At 54.8% G+C, this 21,721-nt stretch carries 21 protein-coding genes and 1 riboswitch; of the genes, 13 read left to right on the top strand and 8 right to left on the bottom strand.

Annotated elements, in window-relative coordinates; translation table 11 throughout:
* Nucleotides 1-42 precede the first annotated feature (42 nt).
* Complete coding sequence (locus ABLU78_RS01630; RefSeq protein ID WP_048228765.1) at nucleotides 43-1,233, top strand: cytochrome c biogenesis protein DipZ; 1,191 nt, start codon at nucleotides 43-45, stop codon at nucleotides 1,231-1,233.
* A 67-nt stretch (nucleotides 1,234-1,300) separates the two neighbouring features.
* Here the strand turns inward: ABLU78_RS01630 and ABLU78_RS01625 are convergent, their stop codons facing one another.
* From ABLU78_RS01625 to ABLU78_RS01600, 6 genes are all read right to left on the bottom strand, one after another.
* Nucleotides 1,301-2,782 carry an aspartate aminotransferase family protein gene (locus tag ABLU78_RS01625; RefSeq protein WP_162182293.1) on the bottom strand — a complete coding sequence of 494 codons (1,482 nt, stop codon included), beginning with the start codon at nucleotides 2,780-2,782 and terminating at the stop codon, nucleotides 1,301-1,303.
* A gap of 9 nt (nucleotides 2,783-2,791) precedes the next feature.
* Nucleotides 2,792-4,177, bottom strand: a complete 1,386-nt coding sequence (locus ABLU78_RS01620) for a diaminobutyrate--2-oxoglutarate transaminase (protein ID WP_015366536.1) — start codon at nucleotides 4,175-4,177, stop codon at nucleotides 2,792-2,794.
* Nucleotides 4,178-4,484: 307 nt separating this feature from the next.
* The gene (locus tag ABLU78_RS01615) at nucleotides 4,485-5,414 is read right to left on the bottom strand and encodes an ABC transporter substrate-binding protein (protein ID WP_348819998.1); all 930 of its coding nucleotides are present in this window, start codon (nucleotides 5,412-5,414) and stop codon (nucleotides 4,485-4,487) included.
* Nucleotides 5,415-5,441: 27 nt separating this feature from the next.
* Nucleotides 5,442-6,182, bottom strand: a complete 741-nt coding sequence (locus tag ABLU78_RS01610; RefSeq protein WP_032708099.1) for an ABC transporter permease — start codon at nucleotides 6,180-6,182, stop codon at nucleotides 5,442-5,444.
* Nucleotides 6,179-6,904, bottom strand: a complete 726-nt coding sequence (locus tag ABLU78_RS01605; RefSeq protein WP_048228764.1) for an ABC transporter ATP-binding protein — start codon at nucleotides 6,902-6,904, stop codon at nucleotides 6,179-6,181. Before ABLU78_RS01605 ends, ABLU78_RS01610 begins: the two co-directional genes overlap by 4 nt.
* Nucleotides 6,901-7,596 carry a TenA family protein gene (locus ABLU78_RS01600; RefSeq protein WP_032711676.1) on the bottom strand — a complete coding sequence of 232 codons (696 nt, stop codon included), beginning with the start codon at nucleotides 7,594-7,596 and terminating at the stop codon, nucleotides 6,901-6,903. Before ABLU78_RS01600 ends, ABLU78_RS01605 begins: the two co-directional genes overlap by 4 nt.
* Nucleotides 7,597-7,662: 66 nt before the next feature.
* Nucleotides 7,663-7,766, bottom strand: a riboswitch (TPP riboswitch).
* Between the two features lie 257 nt (nucleotides 7,767-8,023).
* Between ABLU78_RS01600 and ABLU78_RS01595 the strand changes: the two genes are divergently transcribed.
* The 6 genes from ABLU78_RS01595 to ABLU78_RS01570 all read left to right on the top strand — a co-directional run bounded on the left by ABLU78_RS01595 (nucleotide 8,024) and on the right by ABLU78_RS01570 (nucleotide 13,412).
* Nucleotides 8,024-9,148 (top strand): BamA/TamA family outer membrane protein, encoded by a 1,125-nt coding sequence (locus ABLU78_RS01595; RefSeq protein WP_015366541.1) that lies wholly within the window; start codon nucleotides 8,024-8,026, stop codon nucleotides 9,146-9,148.
* Between the two features lie 14 nt (nucleotides 9,149-9,162).
* The gene (locus tag ABLU78_RS01590) at nucleotides 9,163-10,116 is read left to right on the top strand and encodes a hypothetical protein (RefSeq protein ID WP_026612303.1); all 954 of its coding nucleotides are present in this window, start codon (nucleotides 9,163-9,165) and stop codon (nucleotides 10,114-10,116) included.
* A gap of 66 nt (nucleotides 10,117-10,182) precedes the next feature.
* Nucleotides 10,183-11,289, top strand: coding sequence for a DUF4056 domain-containing protein (locus tag ABLU78_RS01585; protein WP_048228763.1), 1,107 nt, complete (start codon nucleotides 10,183-10,185; stop codon nucleotides 11,287-11,289).
* Between the two features lie 72 nt (nucleotides 11,290-11,361).
* Entirely contained in the window at nucleotides 11,362-12,315 is a 954-nt protein-coding gene (locus ABLU78_RS01580; protein ID WP_015705468.1) for a hypothetical protein, read from the top strand.
* A gap of 108 nt (nucleotides 12,316-12,423) precedes the next feature.
* Complete coding sequence (locus ABLU78_RS01575; RefSeq protein WP_026612304.1) at nucleotides 12,424-12,846, top strand: hypothetical protein; 423 nt, start codon at nucleotides 12,424-12,426, stop codon at nucleotides 12,844-12,846.
* Between the two features lie 17 nt (nucleotides 12,847-12,863).
* Nucleotides 12,864-13,412, top strand: a complete 549-nt coding sequence (locus ABLU78_RS01570; RefSeq protein ID WP_015366547.1) for an RNA polymerase sigma factor — start codon at nucleotides 12,864-12,866, stop codon at nucleotides 13,410-13,412.
* Nucleotides 13,413-13,459: 47 nt separating this feature from the next.
* On the opposite strand, the gene ABLU78_RS01565 is transcribed toward ABLU78_RS01570, so the two are convergent.
* Complete coding sequence (locus tag ABLU78_RS01565) at nucleotides 13,460-14,344, bottom strand: LysR family transcriptional regulator (RefSeq protein WP_015366548.1); 885 nt, start codon at nucleotides 14,342-14,344, stop codon at nucleotides 13,460-13,462.
* Between the two features lie 162 nt (nucleotides 14,345-14,506).
* Between ABLU78_RS01565 and ABLU78_RS01560 the strand changes: the two genes are divergently transcribed.
* On the top strand, nucleotides 14,507-15,484 hold the full coding sequence (locus ABLU78_RS01560) for a nitronate monooxygenase (RefSeq protein ID WP_015705465.1): 978 nt from the start codon (nucleotides 14,507-14,509) through the stop codon (nucleotides 15,482-15,484).
* Nucleotides 15,485-15,557: 73 nt separating this feature from the next.
* Here the strand turns inward: ABLU78_RS01560 and ABLU78_RS01555 are convergent, their stop codons facing one another.
* Entirely contained in the window at nucleotides 15,558-16,841 is a 1,284-nt protein-coding gene (locus tag ABLU78_RS01555; RefSeq protein WP_045366329.1) for a glycoside hydrolase family 10 protein, read from the bottom strand.
* Between the two features lie 280 nt (nucleotides 16,842-17,121).
* Between ABLU78_RS01555 and ABLU78_RS01550 the strand changes: the two genes are divergently transcribed.
* The 5 genes from ABLU78_RS01550 to ABLU78_RS01530 all read left to right on the top strand — a co-directional run bounded on the left by ABLU78_RS01550 (nucleotide 17,122) and on the right by ABLU78_RS01530 (nucleotide 21,720).
* Complete coding sequence (locus ABLU78_RS01550) at nucleotides 17,122-17,436, top strand: DUF2502 domain-containing protein (RefSeq protein WP_015705463.1); 315 nt, start codon at nucleotides 17,122-17,124, stop codon at nucleotides 17,434-17,436.
* Nucleotides 17,437-18,082: 646 nt separating this feature from the next.
* On the top strand, nucleotides 18,083-18,577 hold the full coding sequence (locus ABLU78_RS01545) for a hypothetical protein (protein ID WP_015366552.1): 495 nt from the start codon (nucleotides 18,083-18,085) through the stop codon (nucleotides 18,575-18,577).
* A 24-nt stretch (nucleotides 18,578-18,601) separates the two neighbouring features.
* Nucleotides 18,602-19,108 (top strand): type VI secretion system lipoprotein TssJ, encoded by a 507-nt coding sequence (gene tssJ / locus ABLU78_RS01540; protein WP_015366553.1) that lies wholly within the window; start codon nucleotides 18,602-18,604, stop codon nucleotides 19,106-19,108.
* 24 nt (nucleotides 19,109-19,132) lie between these two features.
* Nucleotides 19,133-20,476 carry a type VI secretion system baseplate subunit TssK gene (tssK, locus tag ABLU78_RS01535; protein ID WP_015366554.1) on the top strand — a complete coding sequence of 448 codons (1,344 nt, stop codon included), beginning with the start codon at nucleotides 19,133-19,135 and terminating at the stop codon, nucleotides 20,474-20,476.
* A gap of 14 nt (nucleotides 20,477-20,490) precedes the next feature.
* Entirely contained in the window at nucleotides 20,491-21,720 is a 1,230-nt protein-coding gene (locus ABLU78_RS01530) for a DotU family type VI secretion system protein (protein WP_015705462.1), read from the top strand.
* Nucleotide 21,721 lies beyond the last annotated feature (1 nt).

Below are 21,721 nucleotides of genomic sequence, written 5' to 3'. Positions count from 1 at the left end.
GCTGACGTTGCCACTTCGGCAACGTTGCAAAGGAGAATGATCATGGCTGTTGTGATTGCATTTTTGGCCGGTATGTTGACGCTGCTCAGCCCTTGCACCTTACCGGTGATCCCGCTGGTGTTTGCCAGCGTAAGCGGGCGTAAGGGACAACTCATCCTGTTGTTGTTCGGTATGGGGTTGATGTTTACCGCTGTATCGTTGCTGGCCACGGCGGCAGGGGGATGGTTAGTCAATCTGACTATCGTCGGGCGTTGGCTGGCGCTGGGCTTTTTGGTCGTTGTGGCTATCAGTTTGCTGTCAACACGCGTTGCAGGCTGGCTCGGATCGCCAGCGGTTGCGTTGGGTAATCAACTTAACCAACAGAGCTATCGTTATGGCAGTGGGCTCGCTTCAGTATTCGCCGGACTGGCGATTGGACTACTTTGGGCGCCGTGCGCGGGACCGGTGCTGGGGGCGATATTTAGCCTGGCGTTGTTGCAAGGAAATTCAGTGACTACCGGCATCTTGCTGCTTTCCTATGCCAGCGGATGCGCGCTGATGTTGCTGCTATTGGGGGGGTTCGGCGCGCGGCTGATTTCCCGTTTGCGCGGTGGTCAGGCGATAAGTGGGCGGTTACGCCAACTGGCTGGCGTGGCAATGTTGGCCGCAGTGGCATTAATCGCCAGCGGTAGCGATCGTTATCTGCAGGGCGCCAGCGGTTTAACCCATCGTCTGGAGCAGCGGCTCAGCGCGTTTATGCCCCAGGATCAACAACGGGTTCGGCTGGAGCCGATCGTTGCGCCGCGGCCAACCAGCGCTATGCCGGAATTGCAAGGCGGTACCGCATGGATTAATAGCCCACCCCTTACCAATGCGGCGTTAAAGGGCAAGGTGGTGCTGATTGATTTTTGGACCCTCGATTGCATCAACTGTCAGCATACGCTGCCTTATGTACGGGCGTGGGCCAATAAGTATCGCGATGCGGGGCTGGTGGTGATTGGCGTACATACGCCGGAATATCCGTGGGAACGATCGTTGCCGCAGCTTCGTGAAGCGGTCAGCCAGCGGCAGCTAAACTATCCGGTTGTCGCAGATAACAACTACGCCATCTGGAATGCGTTTGGTAATCAGTACTGGCCGGCGCATTATATCTTCGACGCGCGGGGACAACTGCGCTATACCGCCTTTGGCGAAGGTGATTATGCCCGTCAGGAGCAGGTGATCCAACAACTGCTGCGCGAAGCGCGGACGTGAGGAGGAAATAAAAAAGCCGATAACAGCAGTTATCGGCTTTGCAGGACACGCGCTAATCGGCAGTGTCTTATTTCGCCAGCAGTTCCTGGGCGGTGCGTTCAACGAGGCTCAGCAAGACCTTCACATCGTCCAGCGTCACCACCGGGTTGAGCAGCGTCAGCTTCAGGCAGGTTACGCCGTTATGCTCGGTCACGCCGACGTTGGCGCGGCCGGATTCCAGCAGGGCGTCGCCCACGCGCTGGTTGAGCAGGGCGATCGCGGCGCTATCACTACCAGCCATTTGCGCCGGACGTGAGCGGAACAGCACGCTTGCCAGCTGCGGCTGCATGACCAGCTCCAGCGTTGGCTGAGATTTCACAAATTCCGCGACGTTTTTCGCCATCGTCACGCCATGATCGATGATTGAAGCGTATTGTTTCTTGCCCAGTGCCTCAAGCCCCATCCACAGCTTCAGCGCGTCGAAGCGGCGGGTGGTCTGCAGCGATTTGGAGACCAGGTTCGGAACGCCGTGTTCTTCATCAAACTCGGAGTTCAGATAGGCCGCCTGATAGCGCATCAGCTCGTAGTGGCGAGCATCTTTCAGCAGGAAGGCGCCGCAGCTAATGGTCTGGAAGAACTGCTTATGGAAGTCCAGGGTAACGGAATCCACTAACTCCAGGCCATCGAGGTAATCGCGATACTGCTCGGAGAGCAGCAGCGCGCCGCCCCACGCGGCATCAACGTGCAGCCAGATCTGGTGCTCCGCCGCGATAGCGGCGATATCACGCAGCGGGTCAATCGCGCCCGCGTCGGTGGTACCAGCGGTGGCGACGATGGCCATGATCTGCTCGCCGTTGGCCTGCGCTTGCGCAATCTTGGCCTTCAGGTCGGTGACGTCCATACGGGCGAATTCATCGGTTTTCACCAGCGTGACCGAGCGGTAGCCAAGCCCCATCAGCGCCATGTTCTTCTGCACCGAGAAGTGGGCGTTTTCCGAGCACAGCACTTTGTACTGACGAATGTCGCCCGGAATACCATCCTGTTGGATGGAATGCCCCTGACGAGCGAAGAAGGCGTCGCGTGCCAGCATCAGGCCCATCAGATTGCTCTGGGTGCCGCCGCTGGTGAAGACGCCGGCATCGCCAGCCGGATAACCGACCTGCGCACGTAACCACTCGATCAGCTTCATCTCAATGATGGTGGCTGAAGGGCTCTGATCCCAGGAGTCCATGCTCTGGTTGGTGGCGTTGATCAGCACTTCCGCCGCCTGGCTGATAACCAGGCTTGGGCAGTGCAGGTGCGCCACGCACTGCGGATGGTGCACCGACAGGCTGTCTTTCAGGAAGTACTCGATCGCACGTTCAATCGCCGCCTGGTTGCCCAGACCCTGTTCGTTAAAATCAAGGGTGATGCGCTCACGGAGTTCATCAACGCTTTTCCCCTGATACATTTCAGGTTGTTGCAGCCACTGCGCAACCGCCTGGCTGGCCTGGGAAATGACCTGCTGGTAAGCGTCAATGCTTGCCGCGGACCCAGCCAGAATCGGATTCAATTTGGACATTGCGGTCACTTACTCCACTCAGACCGGTTTTACGCCGGCGGCCAGCAGGGCCTGTTCAAACTTATCGAGGAACACTTCCAGCTCCGCGTCGCTAATCAGCAGGGACGGCAGCAGACGCAGTACGCAACCGTGACGGCCACCGCGTTCCAGGATCAGGCCAGCTTCGAAGCATTTCTTCTGCAGCAGTGCGGAGAGTTCGCCGTCAGCCGGGTAGCAGCCCATATGATCCTGCGCCTCGTTCGGCTTCACGATTTCGATACCGATCATCAGACCGAGACCGCGTACGTGACCGATAACCGGATAGCGTTTTTGCATTTCCGCCAGTTTGCCTTTCAGCCATTCGCCCTGGGCGGCGACTTTGTCGGCAATCTTGTTATCACGCAGATGGCGCAGGGTGGTCAGACCGGTGGCCATCGCCAGCTGGTTGCCGCGGAAGGTACCGGTATGATGGCCAGGTTCCCAGGCATCGAACTCTTTCTTAATGCCCAGAACCGCCATTGGCAGACCGCCGCCAACGGCTTTCGACATCACGATGATGTCCGGCTCGATGCCGGCGTGTTCGAAGGCGAAGAATTTACCGGTACGGGCAAAGCCTGCCTGAACTTCATCGATGATCAGCAGAATGCCGTGCTCTTTGGTGACTTTGCGGATGCGTTGCAGCCACTCAACCGGAGCCGGGTTCACGCCGCCTTCACCCTGCACGGCTTCAAGGATAACCGCTGCAGGTTTGCGAACGCCGCTTTCCACATCGTTGATCAGGTTTTCGAAGTAGTAGGTCAATGCCTTGACGCCCGCTTCGCCGCCGATACCCAGCGGGCAACGGTACAGGTGCGGATAAGGCATAAACTGGACTTCCGGCATCATGCCGTTGACCGCCGCTTTTGGCGACAGATTGCCGGTCACGGACAGCGCGCCGTGGGTCATCCCGTGATAACCGCCGGAGAAGCTGATCACCGCCGTACGGCCAGTGTATTTTTTCGCCAGTTTCAGCGCGGCTTCAACGGCGTCAGCGCCGGAAGGACCGGTGAATTGCAGGCAATACTCTTTCCCTTCGCCCGGCAGGCAAGAGAGCAGGTATTCAGAGAAGCGATCTTTTAACGGTGTTGTCAGATCGAGGGTATGTAACGGCAAGCCGCTGGTAATGACACTTTGGATGCTCTGCAGTACTTCAGGATGGTTATGGCCCAGCGCGAGGGTCCCGGCGCCGGCGAGGCAGTCCAGGTACTGTTTGTTATCCGCATCGGTCAGCCAAACGCCTTCGGCTTTGGTGATGGCGAGCGGTAACTTGCGAGGGTAACTCCTGACATTCGATTCGAATTCAGCCTGACGAGCCAAAAAGGTTTCGTTGTTCGCGTCCAATAAATCTGCACTTAAAGTATCAATACGGACTTTATCCGTCATCATATCACTCCCACAACCAGCGTTACGTTTGAACTCTGGTTGAATAAAAAGGTTTAGAAAATTGAATCGGCATTCATAAAGCGCGCACAATATATGGCTTTTTAAATCCGCATTCAATCTTTAATTTAAGGCGCTATTTTGACGCGATTATTACATACAGGAATGTCAATATAATTGGCTGATTTTAAAACTAAATTTCGATTGTTTTTAAAACCATGGAAAGTGTAATTATTAGTGAGAAAGTCTATATATTTTTATTACCGCTTCGCTGAATGACTGACGGAAATACTTCCGTCAGATTTATGGTTACTTAACGCAGTTCGATCGCATAATTTGCTAAAGGTGTTACTTTTTTCACCAACTTATTGTTATATAAAAATTGTTCATACGCGTCGTAGCGCGGCTTATCTAACGCTGCCGGATCGGTGGCGAACAGCGGCACGCTCTGCAACCACGCCTGCTGGTTCAGTTCGGTATTGAGTTCCGGATGCGCTTTGGCAAATCGCTGCCAGGTTTGCTGCGGATGCGCGCGCAAATAGCTCACTCCCTGCTGTAATGCGTCGAGAAAATTTTTGATTTTAGGGGCGTTGACCTCGGCTTTGTTTGCCACGATCACCAGTTCGTCGTAAGCGGGCACGCCATAGTCTTCCACATTCATGACCACCGGTCTTTTGCCCTGCAGTTTGAGTTCCAGCGCTTCGATATTGCGATAACCGCCGATAACGGCATCGACCTGGCCGGCCAGCAGAGCGCTGGTGAGCTGGAAATTAACGTTGATCAGTTTAATGCTGTTAGGGTCGATGTTGGCGTGCTGCGCCATGGTGGCCAGCGTCGCTTGTTCAATACCGCTCACCGAGTATCCCACTTTTTTCCCTTGCAGATCGGCCGGAGATTTGATGCGCGGATCCAGCGCAATCACGGTATTCAGCGGCGAGTGGATCAGCGTCCCGACGCGAATCAACGGCAGTCCTTCATCGGCGAAGAAGTGAACCTGCGGTTGATAGGTTATCGCTAAATCCGCCTGGCGAGCGGCAACCAGGCGCGGAGGGAGCGCCGGGTCGGAAGGGGGGATGATGTTGACATCCAGCCCGGCATCCCGAAAGGCGCCAATCTGTTCCGCCACCATAATAGGCGCATGATCCGGGTTGATGTACCAGTCCAGTACCAGGGTCAGCTTTTCATTTGCCGATGCCTGGCCGCAAACCAGCAGAGTGAGGCCGGCCAACAGAGGTATACGCATATCTCTTCCTTATTATCTGTTGATAAGTTATTCCGGCGACCAGTTGATCAGCCGGTGCAAAAAGGCGTCGACCGCCAACCACAGCGCGATGGTCAGCAGCACTAAAATGAACAAGGCGGCGAAGCAGATATCGGTTTGCAGGCGGGCATTGGCATTCAGCATTACGTAGCCAAGCCCCTCGGCGGAGCCGACCCATTCGCCAATAATCGCGCCAATGGGGGCGACGGCGGCGGCCATCCGCAGACCGGAACCGAGCGCGGGTAGCGCCGCCATGAGTCGGACATGGCGCAATTGAGCACCAAAGGAGGCGCCCATGGTACGAGCCAGATCGAGATAGTCGCGATTGACCCGTTGCAGACCGTCAAAGAAAGCCGAGGTAACGGGGAAGAAGATAACCAGCACCGCCATCATAACCTTGGCGCTCATACCAAAACCAAACCACAGTACCAGCAGCGGGGCGAGGGCGAATACCGGAATGGCCTGGCTGGTCAGTACCAGCGGCATTACCCACCGTTGTAATCGCGGAGACATGGTCATACAGAACGCTAACACCATACCGAGCGTGACGCCGAGCGCCATTCCGCTGAGAATTTCGCTCAGGGTGACAAGGGTATGGCTGGCCAGATAGCTACGGTTATTCCACAGCGCTTCAGCGACCGCCGCCGGAGAAGGCAACAAAAAAGTGGGAATGCCGCTGTAGCTCGCCAACTGCCAGAGCAACAGTAGGCCACAAAATACGCTGCACCCGCGCAGTAACTTGCCCCTCATCCGTTCGCCCTCATCAATTGCTGCAGCAGCTGCGCCTGGCTTGCCAGCAGCGCGGGATTATCCGGGGCGCGAGGCGGGATTCCGCTTAAATGATGACTATCATCAATCCTGCCCGTCGGCGAAAGCACCAGCAGCCGATGGCTGAGGCGGCAGGCTTCCATCGGGTCGTGGGTAATGAGCACCACGGTACGCCCGGTGAGCAAGCGTGCGGCCAGGGTCTGTATCCGCGTACGGGTAAGCGTATCGAGGGCGGAGAACGGTTCATCCATCAGCACAATGGGGCGATCCTCATAGAGGGTGCGTGCCAACGCCGCGCGCTGGCGCATCCCACCGGACAGCGCGGCCGGGCGTTCATCAGCGCAGGAGGCGAGCCCGACCAGCTCAAGAAGCTCGTTTACCCGCGCGTTATCGGCCTTTTCACCGCGCAGCCTGGCGCCGAGGGCGACATTTTCCCGCACGTTAAGCCACGGATAGAGCAGATCTTTTTGCCCCATCCACGCCAATCGCGTAGTAACAGGAAGGCCATCGCTGGCGACGACGGTTCCGCGGGTTGGCGCCGCCAGCCCGGCGATAATACGCAACAGGCTGGTTTTGCCCGCGCCGCTGGCCCCCAGCAGCGATACCCATTGCCCGGCGGCAATATCAAAGGAGAGATCGCGAAAGAGGGTCCGGGTGCCAAAGCGCAGACATAAATCGCGAATGTGAATACCTGGCGCCATCACCCCTGGTCCTGCCCGGCGGCGTTCAGTCCCATCTGCCAGAAATTACCTTCCAGCCGGGTAGCGGTAGTGAATATGTCGCTCAGTCCGGCTAACCGGGATTCCGCGCCGCGCTGTTGCCAGAGCGTTTCCAGCAGGTCGATCGCCGCGTTGACGCCGTGAAGATAGCTCTCGTCGCCGTAATTGCGGATCCACGGCGCGTAGGGGTTATCGTGCAAGTTGGTTTGTGGGTTGTGCAGCAGACCAAGCCCGATCTCCGCATAGCCCGCGACGCAGGGCAGCAGCGCCGCCAGTAGATCCAACGCGTCGCCGGAGTGGCCGATATCCAGTACGTAGCGGGTGTAGTTGATGGTTTCCATCGCTTCGCTTTGCAGGGCCATAGCGTCTTCACTCAACCCCCATTGCTCGCAATAGCCTACATGTAGCGGTAGCTCAGCAAGGATGGCATTCATCGAGGCGGCGGCGGCGCGCATCTCCGGCAACGTGCGAAGTTTGCTGACCAGCAGGGCATAGCTGCGGGCGAAATGGATTAGGAAAAGATAATCCTGGGTCAGATAGCGCCGAAAGGCTGCCTGCGGCAGCGTACCCGCGGCTAATTGCTGGAGGAAAGGGTGCGACACGTAGCGTTGCCATTCGCCACCGGCCTGCTCGCGCAGTCGACCGTAAAGACCTTGTGTAAAAGCGGGAATCATCATGGGACCTCCTGAAAATAGGGGGAGATCCGGGCGTGCAGAAGTGTGAACAGGCAAAACTGAAAACTGGCGAACATGCCGACCCGTCCCTTCGCTGGCATGACCCAGATCAGGTTCAAAGGGTTCGGCTTTTACGCCATCTCAGCCCTCACGGGACACCCCTCGGTTGCGACATGTTATACGTCATTCACTTTTTGATTACAACGGCGGCGAACTAAAAACCATCGCACATGGTGACACTGTCACTTATTAATGGTCATGAACCAGAACGATAAATAACATTTATCAATTTGTGTGATTAACCACGCTTTTTTATCCAAAAATAAGCAAAGTAAGGAGAGGGTAAGTTGGCGAAGAACAAGGGCTTACGATATATTTTTAGCTCATTCCCTTAATATTCCCTTATGAATGCGTCAGTGCTGGAGACCGCATGAAGCTGGCAGGCCTTACTCTTTTACTGATGCTTGCTCTCGCGCCTGGCGCGTCTCGTGCCGCCCAATTGTTCGACCCTGAAGATGGCATGCTCGATATGAGCCAGTATCTGCAGGATAACCCCTACGGTTTTTTGCCGGTGCCGGTGATGATTACCGAACCGGCTATCGGCTACGGCGGCGGTCTGTTTGGTTTATTTCTGCATGGTAAAGGCTCCCGCGAGGGCGATCGTTTTATTCCACCGGCGCTGACCGGATTCGGCGGTGGTGGGACGCAAAATGGTACCTGGTTCATCGGCGCCGCGCATCGTCATACCTGGAATCATGACAGTATTCGTTATCTGGTTGGCGCGGGCTACGCCAATGTCAATCTCGATATCTATTCGGGTGACATTGCCGGGTTTAACAAAAATGTGGCGGTGCAAACCCATACCAAAGGCTTTGGCGGTTTACAAAAGCTGTTATTCCGCGTGGGGAATTCACCGGTTTTTCTTGGCGCCTCGCAATTCTATGCGCACACCGATGTGACCGCGGACAATCAGCTGATCAACAAGGTGTGGCAGCGGGTGCTGGGGGAAAACAGCACCTCTTCGGCCTTGGGCGTGGTGGCGGAATATGACACCACTGATAATTTTTTCTACCCTAAGAAAGGGTTATCACTGCAGGGCGAGTACCGTTTTTACCGCGCTCTTCTCGGCGGCGACTATCATTACAATCAGTTGTCGCTGGATGGTAAATACTTTCTACCGCTGGCGCCGACCTTAACCCTGGCGCTGGCGGCAAATTATCAGTCGCTGACTCATCATGACAAGCATCTAACGCCAATGGCCCGGCCTTACATCGAACTGCGCGGCATCTCGCGTTTTCGCTATCAGGGCGATTATGTCGCTGTCGCCCAGACGCAACTGGCCTGGCAATTTGCGCCGCGCTGGATCCTGCAAGGTTTTGTCGGTATCGGCAGTGCGAGCGATGAGGCGGGGTCGCTGTGGCAGCAAACCGAAGTGGCGTGGGGCACCGGTTTTCGTTATCTGGTCGCCCGTCAGTATGGTTTATTTACCGGCGTCGATGTCGCATTTAGCGAACACGAACAGGCGGTCTATTTTAACGTGGGTTCCGGACTGTAAAGGTACGAATAAAAATGAGATGGAAAATAACCGTCATGACGCTGCTGTTGACCTCTGGCGCCGTGTGGAATGCCTGTGCGGCGGAAAGTGACGACAGTGATAGCTACTTTCCCATCTGGGGAGACGAAGCCCGCGCCCGCGGTTATTCCATCCCGCTGCCGTTTGGCGTCAATCTCAGCTATATGAATATGCGCCAGGATATTATGGTCGACAGCATCACCTTTTCCGGACTGAAGCTGGGTAACCATCCGATCCCCAGCGACATGTTCGCCATCGATGCCGGGCACACGCGGGAGAAGAGCAAAACCGAGAATCTTCGTCTCGATATGTGGGTGTTTCCTTTCCTTAATGTCTACGGGATTTTAGGCCACACCCGCGGTTCGTCGGTGTCGAATGTGTCGGTCGATGCCGACCCAACGCAATATCGCGGTCTGGATCGCATCATCGCCGGCGCGGTGCATAATCTTAATCAGAGCGGCGAGTTGCAAAACATCGATTTTGTTCTTGATTTCAAAGGCACCACCTGGGGCGGCGGGTTCACGCTGGCTGGCGGCTATGAGAACTGGTTTGCCCTCGTCGATACAAACTACACCCGCACCGATTTCGATATTCTCGACGGCAGTATTTCTGCCGTGACAGTGTCACCTCGCGTTGGCTATCGCTTCAACCTTCAGGGGATTTCCGGCCCTTCGCATCTCAGCGTGTGGGTCGGCAGTATGTATCAGGATGTGCAGCAGGAATTTAAAGGCAACCTGGCCGATTTGCATATGCCGCCACAGCTGCAGCCATTGATTGCCGCGGTCAATAAAGACGGCGACGGCAAGTTTGATGTCAAACAGAAACTCACTTCACCATGGAATATGCTGATCGGCGCCCAGTACGAAATCACGCGTAACTTCAACGTTCTGACCGAATTTGGCTTTAACGATCGCAATAGTTTCTTTGTCGCCGGTGAATACCGTTTTTGACTTAACGGCGTGTAGCCATCGGCGAGTATGATGCGCGCTGTTTTTGTGTCATGGAGAACGCTTTTGATGCGTAAGAGTTTGTGGTGGTTATTGGCGGCTGCTTATTCGGTATTTGCCCAGGACCCGGTATTACCGACGATTCCCGTTAACCATGTCAGCCCGGTAGTGGGTGAATTATCGCCGCCGGAATCGCTGCGCCCATGCTGCGCCTTCGGTTTCGATCTGCGGGTGCGCGCCATTGGCGTGCCAATCCCGGTTTATCAGATTGGTAATGTGCTGACGCTCGATACCTTAGGTGAGCATCATTACAACGATAGCGCGCTCGGCGCGGTCAAAAATCTGGTTGGCTTAAGCGATGAGCACAATGGCCTTATTTATACCCGCCGCGGCGGTTTTATTGATATTGCCCATGTGCGTGATACCGCTGATTACACCTTTTATTTATTCAGCCGAATTTACCCGACGCTGGGGCAGTCAGGACGCATCTTTTATAGCGAGGAACTGGGCGTACGCCGCGTCCAGTTAAATGCCTTTACGCCGCCGGCTTCAATGCCGCAGCGATATACGATTGCCGCCTGGCTTGCCGGCCATCTGGCCTTCGAAATTGCGCAATGGCATGAGATCGCCCAATGGTATGGTTTCCAGTCGGTTCCGGGTTTTTCAGAAGAAATTTCCGCCTTTTCGCCGGAGGACCTCTATTCCAATCTGCTTGGCGCGCGTCTGGCGATTAACGTTATTTTGCAAGGGCAAGCGGGTTCAGTCGATGCTTATAACCGGGCGATGGAAGCGGCGTTAAAACAGGCGCTGGTCAAACTGTTGGTCGCGCCGCAAAGTGAGACCGAGAGGATGTTCCGTGAAGTCGACGGCGACTGGTGGAACAGTAAACGGCGAGTGCCGGATAAATTTCTGGTGCTGAAGCGGAATTACGATCTCAGCGAAAATCGCCTGCCAACGCCGGTTCCTTTTGAACGCACGCCGCCGTATCGCCTGACGATGCCAAAGGAAGTTGCCGGGTTTACGCCCGCGGAACTGGGTCAACTGCAAATCCATCCGGGGCAGGATATGCAGTCGCTGCCAGCGCCGCATAATTTTTATTCTCCGCAGCAGTTCCAGGAGCTCGCTGATAAAGCGCAGCAGGCGGATGCCATTCAGCTGCAGCGTATTGAAAAATAACTAACGTTTGGACGCTGCTGGCTATACTCAATCAAACGAATTCCCCCGTTATTGATGAGGTAGCATCAGGCTATGGTATTTGGTGTTCCGCGTGCGTGCTGGCTGCTACTGACGGTGCTTTTAGTTAGTCAGGAAAGCTATGCCCTGGACGGCAGTCGGCTAAAGCAGCGCGCGGACGCGGTGCTCACCTTAATGAGTTACACCGTGGTACCTGACGTTACCGCCAGCGATCTGAATATTGGCTCCGGCGCGAATGAGAAAAACGAACTAACCCTCACGCAATTTGGCGGCGGCGCCACCTTGAGTGAGGATTTTCCGCTCTATCTGGAAGGCACCCTCGGTTACAGTCGCTACGATCCGCAATTTGTGGTCAGCGATGGTGCCCAGAGCCGTACCATTCCCACCAAATGGAACAGTCTGACCGCTACCGGCGGCGTCGGCTGGGACTTTCCATTGTATCAGGACCGATGGGGCGGAAAACTGGTGCTACGGCCTATCTTCAATATGATGCTGGGCACCATGGCCAGCGATGCACGCCTCGGTCGCTGGGCGCTCGAACGTAAAACGGAGGTTGATATTCGCTTCCTCGATGGTGGGCGACTGAACGCTTATGGGTTGGGCGGTTCGTTAATGCTTGATTATGAACTGTTTTCCAAAACGCAGGATATTGACATAGAAGCGCGCTATTCCGCGATGAATTTGCAAACCTTCGGTAGCACATCAGAAGCGGTCCAGGGGCAGGCCAGCGCCGAAAATCTGGGTATCTACCTTCGTCGACGCGCGCCGATAGCCGACTGGACGCTGCTGAAAAGCCCGGTGCGCTACGTGCTGGAAGGCGCTCATACTATCTATCTTGGCGACCAGCGCGGTGAACTCGGCTTTGATAGCCTGAGTTCGCTCGGCATTGGTCTGGAACTCGACAGCAGCCAGTATCCGGTATTTATCACCCGTACCCGACTGGTGGCCCGCTATATGTTCGGTAATAACACCGAAGGGTATGGCCTCGGTTTAGCGATGAGTTTCTGAGTCATTTACCCGTTTTCATGATTGCGCTATTTTTTTCATTTTTATTGGCAATATTTTCTTCGCTGATTCGTCTACCTCGATACATACATTTTTATGAGGTAATTGACGATGAGAGATTTTGAACGACACGGGCATCATCACCAGGGTTTTGGACGTCACAGAATGGCGCGGCCGCTGATTATCGGCGCGGTGATTGTTGTGGTGCTGAGTCTGGTCGTGATGTCGCTATGGAACGCATTGCTGCCAGCTATCTTCGGGGTGAAAAGCATCGGTTTCTGGCAGGCTTTGGGATTACTGGCGCTGTGCCGTATCTTGTTTGGCGGTTTAGGTTTTCATCGCGGTATGTTTGGTATGGCGCAGGCGCGTCGACGCATGCATGAACGCTGGATGACCATGACCCCGGAGCAGCGAGAGGAGTTTGCCCAACGTTTCGGCCGCCACGGACATCGCGGCCGTTGCGGCTGGCATGAACGTCGCGGTGGGCAACCGACTGACGATAACCCATCGGCGAAAGCGCCGGATGCCGAGTGAACGAGGTAAACAATGCGATGGCGGGGGAATCACGGCTGCTGTCTGCGCTTGCCGCCTGTCGTGCGCGTTTAAGCGCGTTTATTCGCGGTAGAACCGCCGTACGTGACGATGCCGATGACATCCTGCAGGAAGTCACCCTGCAACTGATGAAGGTCGAGCAACCGGTGGAGAACGTGGCGGCATGGTTATTCCGGGCGGCGCGTAATGAAATGACCGACCGGTCGCGTAAGAAGCGCGAGTTGCCATTAACATTCGATACTGATGAAGATGGCGATGGCGGCTTTGCCGAGGATGAGCTGGCGGAAACGCTGTTTGGCGTCGCGCAGACGCCGGAGGAAGCCTATCTTAAAGAACTGCTGTGGGAGGCTTTAACCGAGGCGCTGGCGGAGCTGCCGCCGCTGCAGCGTGAAGCCTTCGAGAAAACCGAGCTGCAGGGCTATAGCTACAGGGAGCTGGCGGCAGAGAGCGGCGCTAGCGAGCAGGCGTGGCTGTCGCGTAAACACAAAGCGGTGCTGTTTCTTCGCAGCCGTTTGCGAACGCTCTACGATGAACTTACCGCACCTTAATTCATGCCCGGCGGCAGATAGCGCCGGGCTTTATTTTATCTGTATTTCTATAACATTGTCGCCAGCCACTCGGCGAAGACGCGCACCTTGCGCGAAACATGACGATGGGGATAAATAAGCGATAACTTCCTGGAGGGAACCGGATTATTCGGCAGGACTTCAACCAGCTCGCCGCTTTTCAACCAGGGGTGAAGGAAAAGATCCAGACCCTGCATAATGCCGAGTCCAGCAAGGCCAGCGGCGATGTAAGTCTCTGAATTATCCACCACCAGTTTACCCGCTAGCGAAATGTTCTGCTGCCCGGCGTCAGTTTGAAACACCCAGCGCATGGTCTGATGATTACTGTTATTCAGCCAGTTGATCGCCTGATGATGCCGCAGGTCGTCAAGGGTTGCGGGAACGCCGTATTTCGCCAGATAGGCCGGGCTGGCGCAGGTTTTCATACCGACGGTACCGAGATGACGTGCGATATAGTCACCGTCTTCAAGCTCGCCAATGCGCAGGACGCAATCGAGGCCCTCGCGAAGCATATCCCGCCGCCGGTCGGAGCTGCTCAGCACAATTTCAATCTCCGGATGTTGCTGATAAAAGGCGGGGAGATTCGGCACGACCACTAACTTCGCCAGGGAGATAGGCATATCTATGCGCAGTTGACCACGTAGCGGACGCTGCGGGGCGAAAGATTCCATAAGATCATCGGCCTGCGCCAGCAGGGGTTTACTACGACGATAAAACGCCTCGCCATCAGGGGTGAGGTGGATCTGTCGGGTGGTTCGCTGCAGAAGCCGAACGCCGCAGTGCTGCTCAAGCTGCTGTAGCGCTTTCGTGACCGCCGGGCGATGGATCTGTAGATTCTCGGCGGCGCGCGTAAAGCTGCCAGACTCGATAATCTCGATAAAAATCTTAATAGATTCAAACAAATTTAAGTTCATTTGTACCAATGTGCTCCGATGACAACATCGTATTTCACTTTGATTATTACTTATTTAATAACAGTGAAGGATAACTTTTACTATTTTTCCCAACAATAAAGCGGCCTACAGTGGCGTCATCCCAGCGCTAAGCGCCAGAAAACACACTAAGGAAGCCGCATCATGCAAAACCATTCTGTTAGCCATATTCTCGGTATTGAAAAACCTGTCATTCAGGGGCCGCTATCCTGGCTAACCGACGCCCGGTTAGTCGCCGCAGTCAGTAATGCCGGCGGGCTGGGCGTATTAGGGCCGAACGCAGGTTTAACCGCACAAACCGCTGTCTCGACGCCGCAGGAAACGGCAGAAAAGATGCGTGAAGAGATCCGTAAAACGAAACGACTCACCGAGAAACCTTTCGCTGTAAATCTCATTCCGACGGTTGAAAACGATATCTGGACGCCGCCGATTGTAGAGGTAGTCAAGGAAGAGGGGGTTAAAGCGGTGGTTTATACCGGCTATGGTCAAGGAGCTATCATTCCCTCGCTGTTTGCCACGCTTAAGCAGGCCGGGATCAGCATTATTTATCGTGATATTAACCCGACGCCGGAAAACAGCCGCGAGGCCGAGGAGATGGGCGCTGATGTTATTGTCGCCACCGGCTTCGACGAAGGCGGAACGCTTCCGGGAACGGCGCTAGGGACGTTTTCCATCGTGCCATTGATTGTTGATGCGGTGAAGCGTGTGCCGGTGCTGGCGGCTGGCGGGATTACCGACCGGCGCACCGCCAGGGCCGCCCACGCGCTGGGCGCGCAGGGGGTATTTGCCGGCTCCGTGTTTATCAGCACCACCGAGAGCCGCGTGCCGCCATCGGTGAAAGAGATGATCGTGCAAGCTAACGGTCTGGATTTGCAGCTATTTCGCACATTGCCAGATTACTATCGTTCGCTGCCGGGTAAATTAGCCGCCAGGCTGGTGGCGTTAGATAAATCCGGCGCCAGTAATGAAACCATAGCCGCGGAAATGGGCGGTTTACGCGGCCTGCGAATTGGTATGCTGGAGGGCAACACTGACGAAGGCTACATTTCACTGGGAACCGGCATCGGCAGTATTCAGCGGATCAAGAGCGTAGCGGAAGTGGTGGAGGAACTGACGGTTTAATCTGCCTTCCCCCGTTCTCATGCGGAAAACAGAAACTCCCCGTTGCGACAACGGGGAGGGTGATTAGCCGGAATTAGCTACCCCAGCGCTGCTGCAGATACTGAACCGCCTGCTGGGTTTGCGGCTGGTTAAGGTTGTTTTCACGAAACAGAATCGTCCCCTGAATACCCGGTGTGGTTTCATTGAGGTCGATCTGTTTTTTCAGCTCCGGCACGCCGCCGTCGACCATCCAGTCTGGTTCATTTTTTGACGGTTCGCCGACTTTATACAGCGCCACGCCGATATAGAGCCGGGTGTGAGTGGGTTTCACGACATCGGCCCACCACTTAGCCAGCACATCATAGCGCGCGGCGTCGCGGGCGAACGGCCAGTACAACTGCGGCGCGATATAATCTAACAGCCCTTGTTGTACCCAACTGCGGGTATCGGCATAGGACTCGTCATAGGCCGCCGCGCCGCGGGTGTCAGAACCGGCCGGATCGTGGGAGCGGTTGCGCCATACCCCCGCCGGGCTGACACCAAACTCAACCTGCGGATTGAGTTTCTTGATGGTCTGTGAGACCTGCGCTATCAACTGTTGGGTGTTGTGACGCCGCCAGTCGGCTTTCGAGGCATAACCCTGGCCATATCGCTGATAGGTTTGATTATCGTTCAGCGTCGATCCCGGCGTCTCAGTATAGAAATAGTCATCAAACTGCACGCCGTCGATGGGATAGTTTTGCACCACCTCCGCCACGATACTGGTGATCCAGTCACGGACTTCCGGGATCCCAGGGTCGAGCACAAAGCGATCGCTGGCGGTGCGTATCCAGTTGCGGTGGAGGACAAATACGCTGGCGGGGACCTGAGTCAGGGTGTGGTTAAGCTCGGCGATGGTAGCGGGTTTGGTATTAACCGATACCCGATACGGGTTGAACCACGCGTGAACTTTCATCCCGCGTTTATGCGCTTCATCGAGCATAAACTGCAGCGGATCGTAGCCGGGATTTTCGCCAATTTTGCCGGTCAGCATGTCTGACCACGGCAAGATGTGGGAATCCCACAGCGCGGTGCCGTCCGGTTTGACCTGGAAGAAGACGGTATTGATGCCCAGGCGTTGCAGATTGTCGAGTTTGGCGATCAGCGCCAGCTTCTGCTGGCTGATGCGGCTTTCCGGGCTACTGGCGATAATTGAACCCACCGGGGGCCAGTCGAGACGGGAAACCGTGGTGATCCAAACGCCGCGTACTGGCTGCTGATTTTTTGCCGATTTTTGCGTAACGGGCGGATTGCTGGCGGTCACCAGCGATTTTGGCGCTTTACTGGTGCAAGTCACGAGCAGCAATACGGCGGCAGCAACTGCGCCGAGCCGGGTCATGCAGGTGACGGAGAGGAGGCGACGAGAAGCGATAATCATTACTCCCGTAGGCATGTAGACGCTTGAAAAATCACATTGTCTTATGATTCCCCCACCAGGGCAAGCCGCGCTCCGATGCAAAGAAAAATAAAACGCATTTTGTCTATTATCCGTACGCGTAACGTGCAGAACTAACGACAACCTTTCTCAGCAGGTAGCTGAAAAAGCAGAATTAACCTGGATAATTAGCTGGTCAGTTGTGTTACAACATATTACGAGACGCACAGCTAAGGAGAATCCGATGCGAAAAATATTATTGCTGGCCGCCGTTTTGCTGGCATCCGCACCGATCGTCACCCAGGCCGAGGAGATTACGCTTTTACCGGCTATTAAACTGCAGATAGGCGACCGGGATTCCTACGGTCATTACTGGGATGGCGGCCGTTGGCGTGACAAAGACTACTGGCATCGTCATTATGAATATCGTGACAAGCACTGGCGAAAGCTAGAGAAAAAACAGCGTAAAGCCTACGAGAAGGGCTATCACGACGGTCGTAAAGACGCGAAGAAGCGTGAGAAAGAATACTATAAACACCACAAGAATCATCATCACTAAAACAACAACGGGGCCATCAGGCTCCGTTTTAGTTCCTGCATTTCATCCTCCTAAGATTCAACTCATTATTCGCTGTTGTAGTTGCTTCGCGTAATCTGCCTTTAGAAGCCCACCGCAATAATGTCAAATATCGCTTTGAGTTTTTACAGTGTAAGCATTACCTGATGACAATAAAAATAGCCTACCAAGATTGGTGGGCAATTTTGCTGCCAAATATTTTTTAAGACTATTCCATATTCACAGCGAATGAAAAATCCGATTTGCAAAATAATTAAATATATCTTTTAAATCACATGGTTAAATTACACTTTATTTTGTATGGTTTTTGGGATTACACTTTTTTGGCGATTGTTCGTCTTTCAGCGCTAAATGCGTGAGTGAGATTAATCCTAAAAATTTAAATACGCTAACCACCCATAACTACGAGGCGAAATTGCGTGTTGAATTGACTCGATCGATCTGTAAAATTGTGTGGTGATAGTTAATGAAATGTAATAAAGGGATCCACTGCGGTGAAGATTCGTGCGGTAGCTATGGCCATATCACCGCTGGAACCCTTTTACGCACAGTGATTAAGGATATTCAGACTTGTTATTCAAGCAGGGATAACCCTTAAGAAAATAATAGCATTGCAATGGAAAAGCATATGAAAACGCGAGTGTTTTTAGCCGCTATGATTGCGGTTTCACTGGCAGGGTGCGAAGCGCCGCCGAAGCCGCAAATTACCGATGACACCATTGAAACCACGCAGGTTAACGGCGTCAATTTGACCCATCGCCATATTGTTGTTCCTCCAACGGAATTTACCCCGATTAACGCAGAATATCGCGCGCTGTATTCCGCCGCGGTAATGAGCCAGGCCGGGTATGGCGGCAAAGTGATTGTGCAATTAGTTCCAGGTGCTAATTATATTGCATTGGGACAGGCCCAGGACGGCTGGATAGCGTTAGCCAATGAAGGTCAGGAAAATTTAATTGGCTATGCTCCGGCCAATGCCGTTGTCAAAAGTGAGCTGTATGATAAAACGGTTCGCGAACAGTCGAAGCGCCCGAAGGCGCGTAAGAAAGCGACCTGCGTGAGCGTCGACGGAAATACCAAAGCCTGCAAAAACGGCAATAACGGTACCTGGATTCTGGATTAATCCCGCCTTTACGAGCGACACCGTATGAATAATAACTCTCTTTTACGCCAGGTCATGCTGGCGTTTTATTTGTTTCTTTTTACGTTGGTTAGTGGATGTGGTTCGTCTTCACACAGCGACCCTGCCCGATACAATCTTCAGTTCCAGGCCCACCCGCAAATTAACCGTTCTGCGCCATTAAAGGTCAGAGTGTTAGTGCTGAAATCCGATGCGGAATTCATGTCCGCCGATTTCTACTCCTTACAAAATAACGCGCAAAAAGTTCTCGCCGGCAACTTGCTGAACAGCGATGAATTTTTCCTGATGCCGGGGCAACTGGCAAAAAAACTCAGCGGGCAAAGCTCGCCGGAGGCGCGTTATATCGGAGTGATGGCGGAATACCAATCTCTGGATGGTAAAAAGTGGCGCATTTCTCTTCCTCTGCCAACGCCTGGCGAAACCCCTTTCTGGCAGTTCTGGAAACTGTCGGCAGATCAACTGCAAGCCAATTTATATCTTGACGTTAACGGGATCCGCGTCGTGCAGCAATAGCGCGAGCCCTAACAGGAAATTTGTATGAATAAAGCAGAAAAGGTGGTCTGGACCGAAGGCATGTTTTTGCGTCCGCATCACTTTCAGCGGGCAGAAAGCTACCTGCAAACGCAAATTCGCGAATGGGGCGGATTACAGCGCTCCTGGCTGTGGGGTTTTCTTGAGATTGAACTTGATGATGCGATGCTGCGTCAGGGGTGCATTGCCCTGAGCTATGCCAGCGGCCTGCTGCCGGATGGAACTTTCTTCCAGTTTCGCGATGCTCGTCAGGGCCCGGCGCCGTTGCAAATCCCGGATAACGTCACGGGCGAAAAAGTCGTATTGGCCTTGCCGGTTCGTCGCGGCGGTCGGGAAGAGGTTATCTTCAGCGAGGAAAAAGACTCGCTGGCGCGATTTACCGCGTTTGAACAGGATGTGGAAGATGACAATGCGCTGTCGGTCGGCGATGCCACCGTGCAGTTTGCCCGCCCGCGGCTCACCCTGATGCTGGAAAAGGATTTGACCGCCGAGTGGACGGCCATCGGCGTGGCGTTCATCGCCGAAAAGCGCAACGATAACGCCGTAAAACTCGATAATGGCTATATCCCGCCGATGCTTAACGGCATCAATCATCCTTTGATTTACGCGATGATCAACGACTTGCATGGTCTGCTGGCGCAGCGTAGCCAGCAAATCGGCAGCCGGCTACGACAGCCGGGGCGTTTTAATACTTCCGAATTAATTGAGTTCACTCTACTTGCGCTGGTCAATCGCCATCTCGGCCATCTCTCACATCTCAAAACGCTGCCGTTAGTTCATCCCGAGTCATTGTGGAATAGCTGGCTGCCGTTCGCCGCCGAGCTGACGACCTGGATGGCGCAGCGCGGTCCGGATGCTGCGCTGCCGATTTACGACCATGACGATCTCGCGAGCTGCTTCGGCAAACTGATGCTGTTGCTGCGCCAGGGGTTATCACAGGTAATGGAAGACAATGCCATCCAACTGCCGCTGATAGAACGATCGCATGGGTTGAACATCGCAACGGTACCCGAGAGCAGCATGGTGCGTGATTTCGGATTCGTATTGGCAGTTAAAGCCAGCGTACCAGGTGATGTTCTGCAAACGCACTTCCCGGCGCAGATGAAAGTCGCGCCGGTGAGCAAAATTCGCGATCTGGTGCAACTACAGCTTCCGGGTTTAATTCTGCGCGCTATGCCCGCCGCGCCGCCGCAAATTCCGTGGCATGCCGGTTACAACTACTTTGCAGTCGAGAAGGGCGGCGAGCTGTGGAACGACATGGAGAAATCTGGCGCCTTCGCCCTGCATCTGGCAGGCGAGTTCCCCGGCCTGGATATGGAATTTTGGGCTATCCGTAGCCCGTCGGAATAAGAAAGCGAGCGTTGATGATGCAGGAACAACAGGCCGATGCCAACCATGGCGTGAGCGGCAATAATCCCCTGGTGACGGCCGCCAACCCATTACTTAATGCGATTCCCCAGATCCGTCATTCGGTATCGCACGATGACCAGGCCGGTTTGCGCCAGCGTTTGATTGATGAAATCCGCCGTTTTGAAGTGCGCGGTCAGCAGGCGGGGTTACCCTACGAAGTGATAGTCGGCGCCCGTTACTGCCTGTGTACCGCACTGGACGAGGCTGCGGCCTTGACGCCATGGGGGAGTAGCGGCGTCTGGTCGGGCAGCGGTCTTTTAGTGACCTTTCATAACGAAACCTGGGGCGGGGAGAAGTTTTTCCAGCTGCTTGCACGCCTGTCGCAGAATCCGCGCGAACATATCAATCTGTTGGAACTGATCAACTACTGCTTATTGCTCGGCTTTGAAGGGCGTTACCGGGTAATGGATAACGGCCGCACGCAGTTGGAAACCATCAAACAGCGCCTGTGGCAGATGATTTGCGGCGTACGCGGCGGCTACGCGCCGCCGTTATCGGTTCACGGCGAGGATCGCCCGGTGCTGCGTAAACTGTGGCGTCCGGTGGTGCCGCTGTGGGCCTGCGTCGCGCTGGCGGGGTTCGCCGCCTGTCTGTTCTATATCATTCTTAACTGGCGGCTTGGCGATGCTACCAACCCGGTGTTGGCGAAAATTTACCAGACGCCGTTGCCGGAAGCGTCGATTGCTCAGCCGGCGGAAAAATTGCCGGCGGTACTTAACCTGCGAGGTTTTCTGCGCCCGGAAATTGCCGAAGGGCTGGTTGCGGTCCGTGACGAAGCGGACCGCAGCGTGGTGATCCTCAAAGGCGACGGGCTCTTTGCTTCGGCCTCAACGGTGGTGCGCGATCGCTACGACCCGGTCATTGACCGTATTGCGCAAGCGATGAACAACGTCAGCGGCCGCATTCTGGTGGTCGGCTATAGCGATAACGTGCCTATCCGCAGCGCGCGCTTTGCCTCGAACTACGAGCTGTCGCTGGAACGCGCGCGTTCGGTACAAAAACAACTGCAAAATCATCTGACGCAGCCCGAACGCGTAAAAGCCGAAGGGCGAGGGGAAATGAACCCCATCGCGCCGAATACCACTCCTGAGAACCGTGCCCGTAACCGCCGTGTGGAAATTACTCTGCTGGTGTCGCCCGATAATACCCGGGCTGAGCTGAACGGATTGCCCCAAGGAAATTAAG

The organism is Klebsiella sp. JN_Kp122 (assembly GCF_040062085.1).
GTDB classification, from domain to species: Bacteria; Pseudomonadota; Gammaproteobacteria; order Enterobacterales; family Enterobacteriaceae; genus Klebsiella; species Klebsiella aerogenes.
The sequence above is the reverse complement of the archived record's forward strand: the minus strand, read 5'-3'. Positions and strand labels throughout refer to the sequence as shown.

Excerpts from the sequence above, each read along its gene's own strand:
- ABLU78_RS01615 (WP_348819998.1), bottom strand. The coding sequence starts at position 5,414 with ATGCGTATACCTCTGTTGGCCGGCCTCACTCTGCTGGTTTGCGGCCAG.
- tssK (WP_015366554.1), top strand. The coding sequence starts at position 19,133 with ATGAATAAAGCAGAAAAGGTGGTCTGGACCGAAGGCATGTTTTTGCGT.
- ABLU78_RS01620 (WP_015366536.1), bottom strand. The coding sequence starts at position 4,177 with ATGATGACGGATAAAGTCCGTATTGATACTTTAAGTGCAGATTTATTG.
- ABLU78_RS01550 (WP_015705463.1), top strand. The coding sequence starts at position 17,122 with ATGCGAAAAATATTATTGCTGGCCGCCGTTTTGCTGGCATCCGCACCG.
- ABLU78_RS01545 (WP_015366552.1), top strand. The coding sequence starts at position 18,083 with ATGAAAACGCGAGTGTTTTTAGCCGCTATGATTGCGGTTTCACTGGCA.
- ABLU78_RS01610 (WP_032708099.1), bottom strand. The coding sequence starts at position 6,182 with ATGAGGGGCAAGTTACTGCGCGGGTGCAGCGTATTTTGTGGCCTACTG.
- ABLU78_RS01600 (WP_032711676.1), bottom strand. The coding sequence starts at position 7,596 with ATGATGATTCCCGCTTTTACACAAGGTCTTTACGGTCGACTGCGCGAG.
- ABLU78_RS01570 (WP_015366547.1), top strand. The coding sequence starts at position 12,864 with ATGGCGGGGGAATCACGGCTGCTGTCTGCGCTTGCCGCCTGTCGTGCG.
- ABLU78_RS01575 (WP_026612304.1), top strand. The coding sequence starts at position 12,424 with ATGAGAGATTTTGAACGACACGGGCATCATCACCAGGGTTTTGGACGT.
- tssJ (WP_015366553.1), top strand. The coding sequence starts at position 18,602 with ATGAATAATAACTCTCTTTTACGCCAGGTCATGCTGGCGTTTTATTTG.
- ABLU78_RS01555 (WP_045366329.1), bottom strand. The coding sequence starts at position 16,841 with ATGACCCGGCTCGGCGCAGTTGCTGCCGCCGTATTGCTGCTCGTGACT.
- ABLU78_RS01560 (WP_015705465.1), top strand. The coding sequence starts at position 14,507 with ATGCAAAACCATTCTGTTAGCCATATTCTCGGTATTGAAAAACCTGTC.
- ABLU78_RS01590 (WP_026612303.1), top strand. The coding sequence starts at position 9,163 with ATGAGATGGAAAATAACCGTCATGACGCTGCTGTTGACCTCTGGCGCC.
- ABLU78_RS01585 (WP_048228763.1), top strand. The coding sequence starts at position 10,183 with ATGCGTAAGAGTTTGTGGTGGTTATTGGCGGCTGCTTATTCGGTATTT.
- ABLU78_RS01630 (WP_048228765.1), top strand. The coding sequence starts at position 43 with ATGGCTGTTGTGATTGCATTTTTGGCCGGTATGTTGACGCTGCTCAGC.
- ABLU78_RS01530 (WP_015705462.1), top strand. The coding sequence starts at position 20,491 with ATGATGCAGGAACAACAGGCCGATGCCAACCATGGCGTGAGCGGCAAT.
- ABLU78_RS01580 (WP_015705468.1), top strand. The coding sequence starts at position 11,362 with ATGGTATTTGGTGTTCCGCGTGCGTGCTGGCTGCTACTGACGGTGCTT.
- ABLU78_RS01565 (WP_015366548.1), bottom strand. The coding sequence starts at position 14,344 with ATGAACTTAAATTTGTTTGAATCTATTAAGATTTTTATCGAGATTATC.
- ABLU78_RS01595 (WP_015366541.1), top strand. The coding sequence starts at position 8,024 with ATGAAGCTGGCAGGCCTTACTCTTTTACTGATGCTTGCTCTCGCGCCT.